The sequence below is a fragment of the Pseudomonas sp. P7759 genome (assembly GCF_013386445.1).
In the GTDB taxonomy this organism is placed as follows: domain Bacteria; phylum Pseudomonadota; class Gammaproteobacteria; order Pseudomonadales; family Pseudomonadaceae; genus Aquipseudomonas; species Aquipseudomonas azotoformans_A.
This window is the reverse complement of record NZ_JACART010000006.1, coordinates 180,200-194,246: the sequence shown is the minus strand read 5'-3', so window position 1 is coordinate 194,246 and position 14,047 is coordinate 180,200. Positions and strand designations below refer to the sequence as shown.

10 protein-coding genes are annotated in these 14,047 nt (G+C 60.8%); 4 read left to right on the top strand and 6 right to left on the bottom strand.

Annotation, left to right across the window (positions count from 1 at the left end):
* Positions 1-3 precede the first annotated feature (3 nt).
* From HX823_RS06810 to HX823_RS06790, 5 genes are all read right to left on the bottom strand, one after another.
* Positions 4-522, bottom strand: coding sequence for a hypothetical protein (locus HX823_RS06810; RefSeq protein WP_016979090.1), 519 nt, complete (start codon positions 520-522; stop codon positions 4-6).
* A 26-nt stretch (positions 523-548) separates the two neighbouring features.
* Positions 549-4,148 carry a tetratricopeptide repeat protein gene (locus HX823_RS06805; protein WP_177074462.1) on the bottom strand — a complete coding sequence of 1,200 codons (3,600 nt, stop codon included), beginning with the start codon at positions 4,146-4,148 and terminating at the stop codon, positions 549-551.
* Entirely contained in the window at positions 4,126-6,939 is a 2,814-nt protein-coding gene (locus tag HX823_RS06800; protein ID WP_038842109.1) for a bifunctional glycoside hydrolase 114/ polysaccharide deacetylase family protein, read from the bottom strand. The genes HX823_RS06805 and HX823_RS06800 overlap by 23 nt, the downstream gene beginning before the upstream one ends.
* Positions 6,940-7,001: 62 nt before the next feature.
* On the bottom strand, positions 7,002-7,934 hold the full coding sequence (locus HX823_RS06795) for an SDR family NAD(P)-dependent oxidoreductase (protein ID WP_177074461.1): 933 nt from the start codon (positions 7,932-7,934) through the stop codon (positions 7,002-7,004).
* A gap of 457 nt (positions 7,935-8,391) precedes the next feature.
* Positions 8,392-8,883, bottom strand: coding sequence for a hypothetical protein (locus HX823_RS06790; protein ID WP_177074460.1), 492 nt, complete (start codon positions 8,881-8,883; stop codon positions 8,392-8,394).
* Between the two features lie 122 nt (positions 8,884-9,005).
* On the opposite strand from HX823_RS06790, the gene HX823_RS06785 reads away from it, so the two are divergent.
* The 4 genes from HX823_RS06785 (at position 9,006) to HX823_RS06770 (ending at position 13,329) form a co-directional block, all read left to right on the top strand.
* Positions 9,006-9,884 (top strand): AraC family transcriptional regulator, encoded by an 879-nt coding sequence (locus HX823_RS06785; RefSeq protein WP_177074459.1) that lies wholly within the window; start codon positions 9,006-9,008, stop codon positions 9,882-9,884.
* 104 nt (positions 9,885-9,988) lie between these two features.
* Entirely contained in the window at positions 9,989-11,335 is a 1,347-nt protein-coding gene (locus HX823_RS06780; RefSeq protein WP_177074458.1) for a CHASE2 domain-containing protein, read from the top strand.
* 36 nt (positions 11,336-11,371) lie between these two features.
* Positions 11,372-11,737: a hypothetical protein gene (locus tag HX823_RS06775; RefSeq protein WP_038842122.1), complete on the top strand. Its 366-nt coding sequence runs from the start codon at positions 11,372-11,374 to the stop codon at positions 11,735-11,737.
* A 14-nt stretch (positions 11,738-11,751) separates the two neighbouring features.
* A complete protein-coding gene (locus HX823_RS06770; RefSeq protein WP_038842125.1) occupies positions 11,752-13,329 on the top strand; it encodes a M48 family metallopeptidase in 1,578 nt (525 codons plus the stop codon).
* 3 nt (positions 13,330-13,332) lie between these two features.
* Here the strand turns inward: HX823_RS06770 and HX823_RS06765 are convergent, their stop codons facing one another.
* Entirely contained in the window at positions 13,333-14,034 is a 702-nt protein-coding gene (locus tag HX823_RS06765; protein WP_177074457.1) for an SDR family NAD(P)-dependent oxidoreductase, read from the bottom strand.
* Positions 14,035-14,047: the final 13 nt, after the last annotated feature.

The window sequence follows — 14,047 nt, the reverse complement described above, 5'->3', positions numbered from 1 at the left end:
CGTTCACTCGAATCGAAGGGCGCCAACCAATTTGTCGATTACCGTCTGAGCATTGCCCGCCAGGCTTTCACGGGACCAGCCGGCGCGCGCGCCGCTTTTGCTCCAGAGCACACGACCGCTGTTGGCTTCCAGCACACGCAGGCTGATGCCCACCGCTGGCTCGCCGTCCAGGCCGTTCTTGTACTGCCACTCTTCGACGCTGCCGGCAACGACGTAATCGAGCTTCTGCTCACGGGCCCATTCCAGGGCACCGGTGAGGCGCTCATTGTCGTCCATCAGCGCCTGTTCGCCCTGGGTGCTGGTTGGGTAGACCCGAGGTTGCAGGCCGTGGCTGCTGAGCACGCTGAGCAGGATCTGCTCGCTACGCTCACCCGCTTGCGGAGTCTGCGAATAGTTGATCATCGGCACGATGCCCCACTGCGCATTGCGCGGCAGGTTCGGGCTGTTTTCACTGGTGAAGCTGGAGCAGCCGGCGACGAACAGGACTGTCAGAGCCAGGCTCAGGTTACGAATTGCTTGCATAGGTTTTTCTCCCGTAGATTCTGTAATCAGCGCCCGAAACGCACGCCGTAGCTCATACCCAGTGTGCCGCCGGACTTGCCATCCCCGCCCTGTGGCGCAGATTGGTAGCCGAAGGTGAGGGCCAGTTCGTCGTCACCCAGGACTTCGAAGCCGACGCCGGTGTTGATGCCATAGTTGAAGGTTTGGTCGGTCCACTGCCAGCCCGCCGTCATGTCCACCAGCCAGGTGTATTGCGGCTTGCTGCGCACCAGCGCGCCAGGGATGCCGCGACGCCAGGACGTGCCGACGTAGAGTTGGCCGTAGCGGCTTTGCAGCAGGTCGCCCGACGGGATGGTCTGCAACTCGATCGGATCACCAGGCTCAGGCGGCGCGACATCAGGCACCCGAATCGGTCCTTTGAAATCGCTGGAGAGGTAGTCCAGGTTGCGATCCTTCACGTTGTTCTTCTGGTAATCCACGCCACTGCGCACCGTCCAGTTAGGCCCGGCGAATTCCAGCGTATGGTTAAGCTCCACCTTCAGCGCATGACCATTGCCCAACGAGTCGCCGGCACGGGTCGAGAACGAGCGCTGTGCCACTTCCCAGCTCAATTGGTCCCGTGCCGTCAGGCCATGGCGACCGCCGACCCAGGCGCGGTCCTGTTGGCCGAAAGCGCGCATCAGGCCGCTGTCGTCGCTCTTGCGATGCCAGTCCAGGCCGGTTTCGATCTGGTGGCTGTTGCCCAACTGCCACATGCGCGACAGGCCCAGGCCGTTACGGTCGTCGTCCTTGCGCTGGCTGGTGTCGGCGAACAGCTTCCAGCTGCCGTTTTCCACCGAGCGCACCAAGGTCAGGGCCGCGTTGCTCTCGTCGCCGATGCGCGAAGAGATGACGTCGTCGCCTTTATAGTTGCCGTGTTCCATCTCGACATCGGCGTACCAGTTGTCACCCAGGTTGTGGGCGATTTCCAGGCGCGGCGAGTCAAACGACAAGCCACCGAAGTCCTGTTTCTGATACGACAGCAAGGCACCTTGCGGGGTGGCTTCGTGGATCTCCACCGCTTGGCGACGCAGTTGCTCGTTTACCGAATCCTGCTGGTCGTCGCCCAGTGCAGACAGGCTGGTTTCCAGGGCCTCGTTGGTACGGCCCAAACGGCTGAGCGCTTGTGCACGCTGCGCCGGGTTCAGGTCGCTGCTGGCCAACAGGGTTTCAACCTGGGCTTTATTACGGCTGCGCAAGGCTTCCTGGATCTGCTCGTAACGGTCGACCTTGAGACCTTGGGTACGCGCCCAGGCCAGCCAGTCGTCTTTCTGCGCTTGCTGGTTGGTCGCATCCAGGCGGGCCAGCAGGCGCTCGAACCACAGCTGTTTCATTGACGGCGAACCGTCTTTCCACTTCAGCAATTCTTGCTGGGCCTTTTGCGGCGAGTAGCTGCTCGACATCAGGCGCAGCCAGATCGCATAGCGCTGGGACGAGGGTTGCAGATTGTCGGCTTCGGGGCTGCGCAGCAACTTCAAGCGCAGGCGCTGGGCGGCGTCCTGGTACCCGGACGTTTCCAGTGCGTCGGCATACGCCGCCTGCACCAGCCAGTCGTTCGGGCTGAGCTTGAGGTACAGGCGATACCAGGCCAATGCCTCGGCATCGCGCCCCAATAGCTGGCTGGCACTGGCGAACGGCAGCCAGAGCAGACGGTCTTCCCGTGCATAGGCACGCCACTTGGTCAGCAGAGGCTTGAGCTTTGCCGTGTCGGCCTGGTCGACGTACAGCCAGGTCAAGCGCTCGCGGAACAGGTTGTCATCCGGGTAGCGCGACAAGCCCAGCAGATAGAGACGCTCGGCCTCGGCAGTATCGCCCTGCTCCACTGCCAACGCACCGCGTACCGCCAGGACCTGCGCTTGCTCGTAGGCCGCCGGATATTTCTTGGCGTCTTCCAGCAGGGCCACGACCTGGTCCCATTCCTGTAGCTCCTGGGCCAGTTGCAGCGCCTCGACCAGCCGTTGCGGGTCCTGGGCGCGGTGCCAACTGTCGACCATCAACTTCAAGGCGCGCTGGGGATCGCTGGTGCGATACAGGGTGATCAACTGGCTTTCGTCGCCACTGGTCAGCTTGCCGTTGAGGGACAGCAGCTTTTCCAGGGAGACACGCAAGTCTTCGTCGCGCTCCAGGTCCCAAGCGAGCGCCGCACGGGTGCGCCAGTACTCAGGGTCATCGATGGAGGCGTCGTCCGACTTCACCACTTCCCAGGCCGCTTGCTCATCAAACAGCTTCATTTCCGTACTGGCCCAATCGACCAATTCGGCGGTGGTCAGCTTGTAGCGTTTGGCATAGTCCTTGTAGAGCTTGCCTTTGGCCGCGAACTGTCCGGTGTTTTCCAGATTCTGCAACAAGCGTGTCCAAGCCAGGCGATGGGCCGGGTACTTGCGCAGGTAGGTGCGCAACCAGGACTCGGCTTCAGCGGGAGTGCCGCGTGATTCATGGCCGTAGATCAACGCATCCAGTTCGGTATCCGTGAGCGGACGCTGCTGCATGATCTCAGCGAGCAGCGGGATCGAGCGGGCAAAGTCGAATTGCAGGCTGGCGAGACGCCAGGCGTGCTCGCGGGTTTTTGCGTCTTCCTTGAGTTTGAGCAGGCGAATCCAGTAGTCCAGCGCGGCCTCGTTATCGCCGCGCCACTCACCGAGCTTGGCCATTTGCTCCAGCAACGCGGTGTCATCCGGGTAATCGATGACCAACTCTTGACCGGTTTCCCATGCACCCGCCAGATCATTGATAGACAAACGCACCTGGAATTCCTTGACCAGGATCTTGCGGTTATCAGGCTCCAGGTCATGCCACTGCTGGAGCACACGCTGGGCCAAGTCGAACTGCTTGGTCGCAACGGCGATATCCACGCCTTGCTCCAGCCATGCCACGTCGGTTTGCGGGTTCTTCAGCTGGGGCAACTCATCCGCCAGCACTTGCGCGGCCTGCTCGTCACGGCCGGCCGAGAGCAGGCTGTTGAACGCGAGTTGTGCGTATTCCCGTCGCTCACTCGGTTGTTGGGCTTCACGCTTGAGTTGCAGATAGATGTCTGCGGCGCGCGCCGGTTGCTCACCCGCCAGGTACCACTGCGCGGCTGATTTGAGCGCCTCGGTATGTTGCGCCGGGTCACGCCCGGCGATCTCTTCGAACACCGTGGCAGCAAATGCCGGCGCCTGCAGGGTCAACGCCAGCTTCGCCAGGTTTTGCAGCTGGGCCACCGGCAGCTTGCGATGATCGAAGCTTTGCAAACGCTCGACCAACGCCTGTTGCGCGATCAAGTCGTTGCCACTGGCCGCGATCAGCGCATCCAGTTCCAGGCGATAGTAGGCCTGGATTTCCGGCTGTGGCTTGGGCCAGGCATCCACGTGTTGCCGCGCTTTGGTGTAGTCACCGAGGCGAATCAGCAGGTCGACCAGTTGCAAACGCAAGTGGTCGTCCTCCGGGTGCGCCGTCAGCAACAGCTCGGCATAGTTGGCCGACACGGCGTCGGGTTCACGCCCGTCGGGCTGGAACACTTCTTCACGCTGGAAGGTTGCCCACAGCAAGCCGCCCACGGCCACCGCGACCACCGCCAATGCCCATGGATTGAGCAGGCGGCTGCTTTTAGTTGCAGAGGAGTTGACCATTACTCACCTGCTTCATAGGAAGTTGAAAAGTCCAAAGGCCGGCCGAAGCCTTGCCCGCGAATCGTTGCCCATCGACTTCCACGCGGCAGGCGGTGGCCGAGCGCACGGAGAAGGTCAGGTCGAACTGACCGGCGAAGGAAAAGCTCACGCGACGATCGTCCAAATAACGCCAATCGAGTAACGGCACGTTGGCGTCCTCCAGTGCAGGTCGGGGGTCTCTGTCGGCACGCAATACCAGCAACGCCCGGTCACTGCTCAGGGCAACGTAGCGCCCTTGCGGCAAGTCGCGTACACCCGCGATGCCTTGGGAGTTGAGCAAGTCCGGCCAGCCCATTTGCGCATCCAGGCGTACGGTACGCAGTGCGTCCATCCCGCGAATCTGCCAGGCGCCGTCAGCCGTACGCGCCAGGCTCGACTGGTACAGGCCATGCAGACGGTCGACGTAGTCACTCATCCACAACGACATCGGTTGCTGCTCGCGCATGTAGCCGTAGATCTCGTGCATGGCCTTGATCGACGCCTGCTTGGTGCTGGAATAGAAGTGGTAGTAGAGGTGCAGGCCACGCAGACGGCGCGGGCTGTCAGTCAGTTCGAAAGTCTCGATCAACTCACGGAACCCGTAGTACGGGCCTTTCCACAGGTTGGTGTACAGGTTCTCGTTGATGATCGGCGCGTAGTATTGCAACCCGCCAGGCGTCGGACGCAGCAAAGGGTTGAGGCCGGTCAGCGACGGGTTGGCCTTGGTCATGATGGTTTCGGCGCCGTTGACGTTCTTCAGGCCGGCGTCATACGCCAGCTTGAGAGTGTCCGAGGACGGCAGTGCATCGCCTGGCCAGAACACCATTTTCACCGGCTTTTGCGGGGTGGTCAGGTTCTGGTTGATGTAGTCGCGCGAACCAAAGATCTCGCGGCGAAAATCGATTTTGTCGTAGCCGGCGATTTTCATGTTCAAGCCGTATTCCGGGTTGAAGTTCTCGCGCTTCTTGGCTTTGTCCGGCTGCATGAAAAACGGGTGACTGTAGGTGTGCGTGGCCACTTCGACTTTAGGGTTGGCGAAGATCTCACGGGCAATCGGCTCAAGCTCACGCGCCAGGAACGGGAAGGCACCGCGCGGCGAGATCTCGCCTTCGATGATCGACACCGACGTCAGGAACGGGTTGGGCTTGATGTAGTCGTCCAGGGTGTGACGACCGGCGTAGGGCGTGCCGCGCACTTCGGCACGGGAGGGGAAACCGTCGCCATCGATGTGCACGGTCGCAATGCGCCGGCCATTTTCGGTGGTGGTGTCCGGTCGCGGTTGCGCCGGCAGACGCAGGCTGGCCTGGAGGAATGCGAACGGGTCGAGAATCCAGCGGCTGCGCTCGTTGTTGATTTCAAGCAGGTAAGGCGCAAGGGCAATGCCGCCCCATTTGCCGACCACCACCGGGTTGAAAACGGCGCCATTGGCACCGCTCAAGGACAACGCCGGGGTTGGGCCGTTGGGCAATACAGAAACCGCTGCCAGATCGCGCGAGCGCGGCACCACCGGTGCCTCGAATGCACCCAGCAAGGCTTTGTCCTGGTGGGTGACGGTCAACACTTGAGTGGCAGGCGGCGCATCCCGCTTGAGGCCCAGGCGCTTGAGCAGCAATTTGTCTTCAACCGGCAAGCCACTGAAAAACACCACCGGGACCTGTTCGTCCAGGCGTGCATTGATAAAGCGATTGAACGCCGGCGCATCCTGCGGTGGGCCGCTGGTCATCCAGGTCACTACGCCCGCGTACAAGCCACTGAAACCGTAGAGCGGCAGGTCACTGTTGGCGGGCAGATAATCGACACGGTAGCCAAGATACTCCAGCAAACCGCCCAGGTTGCTATGGCCGGCAGCATCCTCCAGCGCGCCTTCGCGTGGATCGTAGATCATCGCAATGCGACGCGGCTGGACCTCAATGCTGCTGATGCCCAGGGTGTTGAGGTCGGGAGTGCTGATGTAGGGAATGAAACCTTCATCGCGCAGACGCTTGGCGAGTTTGCGCGCTTCTTCACGACGCTCCGGTGGCAGGTAGTCGATGGCCACCAGCGGCACGCCTTTGGCGCGTAGCGGTTGCAGGTGGGTTTCGAGCCACTGGCGATCAGACTCGGACACCGGGCGATAGCGTTTGGCGGAAGCATCCCAACCGGCATGGATCGACTCGACTGCCACGGCGGCGGCAACGCCGTCCAGCTCGGGCAACACTTCGAAACCACGGTTGAAGAACAGCTTCAGGTTTGGCTGACGCTTGTGCAGCTCCCGCAACAAGCTGGCCAGGCCGACGCGTTGGCTTTCGCGCGAGGCCTGGGGCATCAGTTGGAAGCTGTCGAGCGTATCGAGGAAAAGGCCGGCATAGCCTTGCGCTTCCAGCGCCTTGGCACGCCCGAACAGATGCTCGCGCCAGGCCGTCGACGTGAGGTCCATCACTTGGCTGTTCCAGGCGTCGTTGCGCACCGGGGAAACCGCTTTGCTCAACCCCGCTTTCTCGACCTCGGCCTTGTTGCCATCGAATTCACCGATGGACAAGTAGGCAAACGGCTGGCTGCCCAGCGCCCGCAAGGTCTTTACATCGGCGGGCGTCATGTGGCCCGGCTCGACCACGGCCCAGTCGAACTGCGACAGTTCCGGCAGCGGGGGTTGCTCGGCGTACCAGAAAGCTACGCTGCTCGGCTGGGATAAAGCAGCAGCGTGCACAGCCGGCCCACCGACGAATAAGGCAAGAGCGGCGAACAGCCGCTCAGCGATCGCGCGGACACGCGTCCTGCGGAAAACGATTTCCATAATTCACTCTTGAAGATGACTGAGCCAATACTGCGTAAACGTCGGGCGAAGTGACCGGCGAACTACAAACTGCGCAAAAGCTGCGCCAAACCCTGACCGATGGATGTCGGTTGCGCGAGTGCAAAACGCTCCAACAGACGGGTGTTATCGGCGCGCGAATGGCGTATGTCGCCTTGGCGTGGCGCCTGGTACGTCACGTTCAACGGGGTGCCGGTGGCATTGCCCAGTTCGGCGATCAGGTCGTTGAGGCTGGTCGAGCGGCTAAGCCCTACGTTGATTGCTTCAGGTGCCGGTTCGCGAGTCTCGACTGCCTGGACGAGGATGCTCACCAGATCCTGCACGTAGACGAAATCGCGGGTTTGCTCGCCGTCACCAAATACGGTAATCGGCTTACCCGCCAACGCGCGCTCGGTGAAGATGCTGATCACACCGGAGTACGGCGAAGACGGATCCTGACGGGGACCGAAGATATTGAAGAAACGGAATATCACCGGTTGCAGGCCGTGCTCGCGACGGTAGAAGTCCAGGTAGTACTCACTGGCCAACTTGTCGCTGGCATAAGGCGTCAGCGGGGACTTTGGGGTGTCCTCGGCGATGGCTGTGCCTTCGCCGTTGTTGCCGTAGGTCGCAGCGCTGGAGGCAAACACGACGCGCGCCACGCCTGCCTTGAGCATGCTTTGGCACACATTGAGCGTGCCGACGAAATTGGCCTGGTGGGTCGCGACAGGGTCGTCTACCGAGGCCTGCACCGACGCCACTGCAGCCAGATGCACGACGGCGCTGCAATCACGCATGGCCTGCTCGACCACGGCGCTGTCTGCGACATCACCTATCATCAGCTCGAGTTCTGGGTTCCCGGCGGGCAGATTAGCCACCTTACCGGTCGACAAGTTGTCCAATACGCGAATCTTGTAGCCTTTACCCAGCAAAGCCTCTACCAGATGTGACCCAATAAAACCTGCACCACCCGTAACCAGAATTCGTCCTACAGCCATGAAGTTTGCTTCCTAAAGACTCGAGCGCAGGCACGCAGAAGCGGACCCGCAAATTGAAGGTGACAGTGTTTAAGGGCTACCCTGACCAACATCGCCTGGCCATCCGAGTCCAAGCCGCCTTATCCCTGAATCTTGAAGAACCACAGCATGGGACGAATGCGCGTCGCTAATGTCATTTTAATGGCTTAGAGCCATCAAAATCGTCGCGAATAATGTTGGATCCGCAAGAGACTGTCAACGCATTGTCTTACTTGCCGCCAAACGGCAGTTTCAGTCAAAAATAAGTCATTTAATTGACGGCACTAATTGATCACAGGTCACGCCGCACGACCGAACTTGCCCTGTAGCGTGCGGCACAATCAGCACACTAAAAGGCAAGGACGTCCGAGGATTTTTGCGGGCGGCATACAGGATACCGAGGGGAATGGCTTTACTGGCGGGGAGGTCTTGCTGAGTTTCAGTGGCTGGCGATAAGGCGCGCCTTTCTGCGCAAATGAACCATCTGTACGGCCAGGCCAACCACCAGCATCACGGCGATAATCGCTTGCGCGCCAAGCAGTACCGGGGATTTCAGATCGGTCACGAAAGGGTGGCCATCCGGCACACGACGCAGCGTTTCGGATACGGTGGGCACCATCAGAAAGAACGCGGTCAGGCTCAAGAAAACGGTTTCCAGGTACGCGCGCGCTCTTCCCAGCCAAACGACGTACTCGACTCCGTAGCCCGCCAACAGCAGCGCAAGGGTAATGACACCGATCACAGGACTGACGGGTTGATGCGCGACCAGAAATACCGTCAAGCCACCGATCAACATCGACACGAAGTAGAACAACCCCGGCACCGACCGAGGAACAATGCGCCCGTGTTTGATAAACATATAGGCGGCCAGTGGAACGGCCGGCAGGCTGCCGAGGGTGTGCAGCCAGCCAAGGGGGGAGATTCCGAACATTTGAGTGTTCCCATGCAATTGGATGTTGTGCATAGACGAGCGGCGCTGAAAACGTGCATCCAGACGGCGGCGGCGCGCTATGATCTCGAGCCTCAGCTTAATCAGGATGGGGTCGGCGCGACATGATGGATCCTTTGGAAAACTTGATCATTCATCCAGAAATGCAACTCGAAGGTTTGGCCAAAGGGGATCTGCTGTCCCAGGTCCTGGCGCAGATCCGCCTGACGGGTGACCGTGTTTATGCCTGCACGCTGGCGCAAGCGCAGCCCCTGGAACTCGATGAAAAAAGCGCTCACATCTGTGTGCTTCAGCAAGGCCAACTGCGTTTGGAGATTGCCGGCCAACCGCCAAAAACACTCAACCAGGGCGATGTCATCCTGCTGCCCCACAGCCCCGCGGGCTTGGTGATGACGGCAGTGGAGGGGGCCGCCACCGTGGTCATCTGCCGCTTCTGGTTTGATGCGAGCAGCTTTCAGGCCATGCTGTTTGCCCTGCCGCGGCTGATCCATATCCAGCATGCCGACGCGGCCGCCTGGTCGGAAGGCATCCTGCATTTCATGTTGCTTGAAGCCCACGACACGCAGCCAGGTGGGGCATTGATGATTTCGCGGCTGATCGACCTGGTGGTAATCCGTATCCTGCGCACCTGGGTGCACCAGGGGCTTGCTTTCGGATGGCTGGGTGGGTTGTCGGATGCGCGGATCGCCCGGGCACTTAAAGTCATTCACGAAACGCCTGGCAAGCAGTGGCGCATCGATGCCCTGGCGGAGATGGCGGGCATGTCGCGGTCGAATTTCTGCGACCGCTTCAGCACACTGGTAGGACGCTCACCGTTGCGTTATCAGAATGAATGGCGGCTGGCACTGGCAAAAACCATGCTGTCCAAACAGGACGCCCGCATCGGAGAAGTTGGCTTCGCGATTGGCTATGAGTCTGAAGCGGCATTCAGCCGCGCCTACAAAGCCTATTTCGGGCGCTCTCCAAGGGAGGACAATGCTTAGTCAGCGGGCGCGCCACACACTTATGGCACTTAGCCACCTTTTTCATTGACACCCCCTCCTCGCTCCGTTAAAAACCCTGCCTTGCTTGTGCTTTTTATCGAGACATGGATTTGTCGACCCCTGCGCTTTTCAATCACCGCCGCTACTGGCTGGCGGCAATCATCGTGCTACTGGCGATCCTGGACCCTTTCGGCCTGGCCAGCTCCAGCGACAAGGCGTCAGCTCAGTGGCTGAACCGGATGTTCGCAAGCCACTACTCCAGCGAAGGTCAACAACGCGTGGCGGTAGTGGTGATCGATGATGCCTACTTGATGCGCAACGGCACCTCTTGGCCGATGCCCTACGGCGAGCAAAGCAAATTGTTCAAACGCTTGCTGGCGTACAAGCCCAAGGCTGTTTTCGTCGATTTGCTGTATAGCCATGACCATTCTTTTGGCGACCCGGCGCGGGGCAGTCAGCTACTGGCAAATGTGTTCGAGCGATATCAGCGCCAGGGCATCCCGCTGTGGCTGGCCAATACCGGCGTCGTGCGAGGCGAGGCGGGCCAGGCCAACACACTGCAACCCTTCGCCGAGGTCAGTAGCCCAGGCCTGGTGGCCTGGGAAGGCGTGGGCGATCAGTACCCGTTGGCAGTTCAAACGCCACTCGGGCTGATGGAAACGCCGGCCATGGCGCTCTACCGCGAGCACTGTAGGACGCAAGAGTGCCCGTCGCCGCCGGTGGATGCCCAAACCGCCGCACAGCTGCAGCCTATCGCCGTGCAGTGGGGGCTGAAGCTGGCTCCAGAGCAGGCGCGTATTGCCGATGTGCGCCACTGCGCTTCGGCGCGGCACTTTGTCCTGGATGGGCTCGCGCAGTTTTTCCAGGCGGTGTTCTGGAAACTCGACGACTCTGCCCAGGCCCGCTGCCCTTATACCCTGACCGTGTCAGCCAGCGACTTGGAAGTCAGCGACCCGCAAGACCAAGCCTTGCTCACCGAGTTGTTGCGCAACCGCCTGGTCCTGGTCGGCGCCAATATCACCTCCACGGGCGACCTGGTTGAATCGCCGGTTCACGGCCAACTACCGGGCGTGTACCTGCACGCCATGGCCTTGGACAACCTGATCAACTCAGGCATGGACTACGCCCACGAGCCCGGCAACTTTCCCGGCCTGCCCTTCAATTGGCTGGACCTGCTGGAGCTTGTCTTGTTGGCGCTGATCGCCGTGCTCAAGGCGCTGCATGCGCGACGACTGGCGGGTCACCGCACCTGGAGCCGTTGGCGCCGCAGGGAAATCCGATTTTTTTCTTCACCGTGCCCGTCGTGGCTATTGGTGATGTCCGTACTTGTCCTGGTGAGTGTGCTGTTGAGCGTCAACCACATCACCCCGGTCAACGTGCTGGGCATTGTGTTGCTGTCATTGGTGCTGTTCAGCGAACGGATCGAAGCCTTCTTCGACCGCGATCGCTGAGGGGCCACTCAGATGTCTTTCTCAAGGAACCCAAGGATGAACAGAAGCCTCATTGTGTTGCTCGCCACCCTCTTTACCCAGGGCGCCTGGGCGGAAACCCACAGCATCAAGGCCTTCCTCGCCGACCCGGTCGCGGTGCTGGATGAGCAAGGTAAACAACAGCGCGAGTTATCGAAGCAAGAGACGCCTACGCAGCCTTTGCCGGTGTTGCAGTACAACCAGGCGCTGGATTTGGTGCAGGTGGAACTGGCCGGCCAGAAGGTCTGGCTGGACACCATGGACCTGCGCATCGAGCCGCCGCTGAACGTGGTGGATCTTCCCTGCCAAGGCCTGACCAAAAGCCAGGCCAAAGACAGCCGCAACAACTCCACCATTGGCTTTGGTGCCGGCTGTAATCAATAACAAGGAGCGCTTCGGTGAAAGGATCTCTATGGGCGGCCAGCCTGCTGGCAAGCACGCTACTCAGTGGCTGCGCGACGTTGAAGGGCGCCGATCAGGCGTTCATGAACCTGGTGGGGCCTTCGACCCAATCCCGGGTCCAGGGCCATTATGTGGATAACACAGACGTGCGCCCGTATTACAAACTCGACCCGCAACGCCAGAGCCAACAACGCTTGAGCTATGACGGACGCGCAGTCCCCGCCGCCGAGGCCCGCCAGCAGAACCTGGTGGATATTCCGATGCTGCAGGTGTACCTGCAGGGCATTGTCACGCGCTTGTCCAAGGGCTGGCCGGGCGAGTTGCCGGTCTTGCAGGTAAAAATCACCGACAGCTACAGCTTCGGCCCGTCGGCTGACCCTTACGGAAATGTGTTCGTGCCCCTGGGCATGCTGGATAACGTGGGGAGCGAAGACGAAATTGCCGCGATGCTCGGTCATGAGATGAGCCACGTCTTGCTGCACCACCACGACCGCATGGCCGCCTTCCAGCAGCAGAAAGAGATGTTCACCACGGTCGCCTCCACGGTCGCGCTGGCCACCATGGCTGCCGACACGGGCGTGGATCGCAGTTCCGGCACGATGAAACTGTTCAGCAAAGACCCGGCCGGCACCCAGAAGACCATCGGCAATACCGTGCTGTATACCGCGCTGGCCAACACGTTTTCCGACCATGTCTGGAGCACCGCCTGGGGCCGCACCCAGGAAGACCAGGCCGACCTGCTCGGCACTGACTTGATGATCCGCGCCGGTTATGCGCCCCGTGCCGCCACCCACAGCCTTGAGCGCCTCAACGATTTTCAGGGCAAGCAGAAACCGTTGCTCACGGGCTTTCTGACCGCACGTAAAGATGCCATGCAAGACTCGCTGCAGCAGTTCAACCTGAACCGGTTTACCCAGGAACTGGATGTGCTGGTCAAAGGCGGCCTGACCACCAGCATCACTGCGACGGCCCAGTACTTCAATCGCTCCCATATGTCGGCAACCGATCGCGATACCGAGTTACGCCAGTACCTGCAACGCGAATATCGGCAGGAACGCCGCGCCCGCGTCAGCACTGCAAGCTGGACGAAAATGAAGAACACCCCGCAAGTGGCGAAGGCCATGCAGGGTTACAAGGATGCCTATTTCGCCAACGATGCCCTGGAAAAAAACAAAGTCCCGGACGCTGATGGATTCATCCGCAAAGCCTTGGCCTCCCCCGTCAAAGATCAGCCAGGCATCCGGCGCACCGCCTACACCGTGCGGCTGGCCCAGGGCCGGAACAGCGATGCGCTGAAGGAACTGCAAGCGATCAAGGACTGGAGCCTGGCGGGCCCCTCCACCTACGACCTGATGATCAGCTATCACCTCAAACGCGGGGATGGGCAGTCGGCGCTGGCGATGATCGACAAGGCGGAGCGCCACCTCGGCTCAGAAGAGCTGTTCATCACCGAGAAACTGTTGGCCAACCAGCAAATGCAAAATGCGCAGCAGGTACAAACCGTGCTGCGCAAGTGTGAGCAATATCCGGCACGTAAAGACAACTGCAAAAAACTGGCGCCGGCCAAAGCCTGACCTTTAGTGACCGGCGCTTTGCCCACCGTCTACGTGCAGAATTTCGCCGGTCACGAACCCGGCGTTCTCCAGGTAGACGATCGCCTGGGCGACGTCACTCACCTCCCCCATATGCCCGACCGGGTGCAATTGCCCCAGCGCAGCGTGGGTGTCTGCGCCGTGCATCGGCGTCTTGATGATCCCTGGGCTCACCGCGTTCACCCGGATGCCACGCTTGGCGTACTCGATCGCCAGGGACTTGGTCGCTGAATTCAGGCCGCCCTTGGTGAGGTTGGCGAGCACCGACGGCACGCCGTCAATCGCGTGGTCCGCCAGGCTGGTGGTGACGTTGACGATGTGGCCGGCGTGGTTCTTTTCCATCTCGGCAATGGCGAGTTGGGTGATGTAGAAGAAACCGTTGAGGTTCACCGCGAGCACATTGGCGTAGTCCTCTTGGGTGTAGGCCGTGAACGGCTTGGCGATGAAGATACCGGCGTTGTTGATCAGGCTGTCGATGCGCCCGAAGGTGGCCAGGGTTTCGCGAATGACGCGCTGGGCGGTGGCCGGGTCGGCGATGTCGCCGGCGACGGTGAGGATATCCGGGTCGCTGGACGGCTGGATCGAGCGCGACGTGGCGACTACGCGGTAGTCGAGGGCGCGGTAGGCCTGGACCACGGCGGCGCCGATACCTTGGGACGCGCCGGTGATGATGACGACTTTTTTCATGAGGGTTCTCCAG

Bases quoted from the DNA above. Each gene is read 5' to 3' on its own strand.
- HX823_RS06810 (WP_016979090.1), bottom strand. From the start codon at position 522: ATGCAAGCAATTCGTAACCTGAGCCTGGCTCTGACAGTCCTGTTCGTC.
- HX823_RS06805 (WP_177074462.1), bottom strand. From the start codon at position 4,148: ATGGTCAACTCCTCTGCAACTAAAAGCAGCCGCCTGCTCAATCCATGG.
- HX823_RS06800 (WP_038842109.1), bottom strand. From the start codon at position 6,939: ATGGAAATCGTTTTCCGCAGGACGCGTGTCCGCGCGATCGCTGAGCGG.
- HX823_RS06795 (WP_177074461.1), bottom strand. From the start codon at position 7,934: ATGGCTGTAGGACGAATTCTGGTTACGGGTGGTGCAGGTTTTATTGGG.
- HX823_RS06790 (WP_177074460.1), bottom strand. From the start codon at position 8,883: ATGTTCGGAATCTCCCCCCTTGGCTGGCTGCACACCCTCGGCAGCCTG.
- HX823_RS06785 (WP_177074459.1), top strand. From the start codon at position 9,006: ATGATGGATCCTTTGGAAAACTTGATCATTCATCCAGAAATGCAACTC.
- HX823_RS06780 (WP_177074458.1), top strand. From the start codon at position 9,989: ATGGATTTGTCGACCCCTGCGCTTTTCAATCACCGCCGCTACTGGCTG.
- HX823_RS06775 (WP_038842122.1), top strand. From the start codon at position 11,372: ATGAACAGAAGCCTCATTGTGTTGCTCGCCACCCTCTTTACCCAGGGC.
- HX823_RS06765 (WP_177074457.1), bottom strand. From the start codon at position 14,034: ATGAAAAAAGTCGTCATCATCACCGGCGCGTCCCAAGGTATCGGCGCC.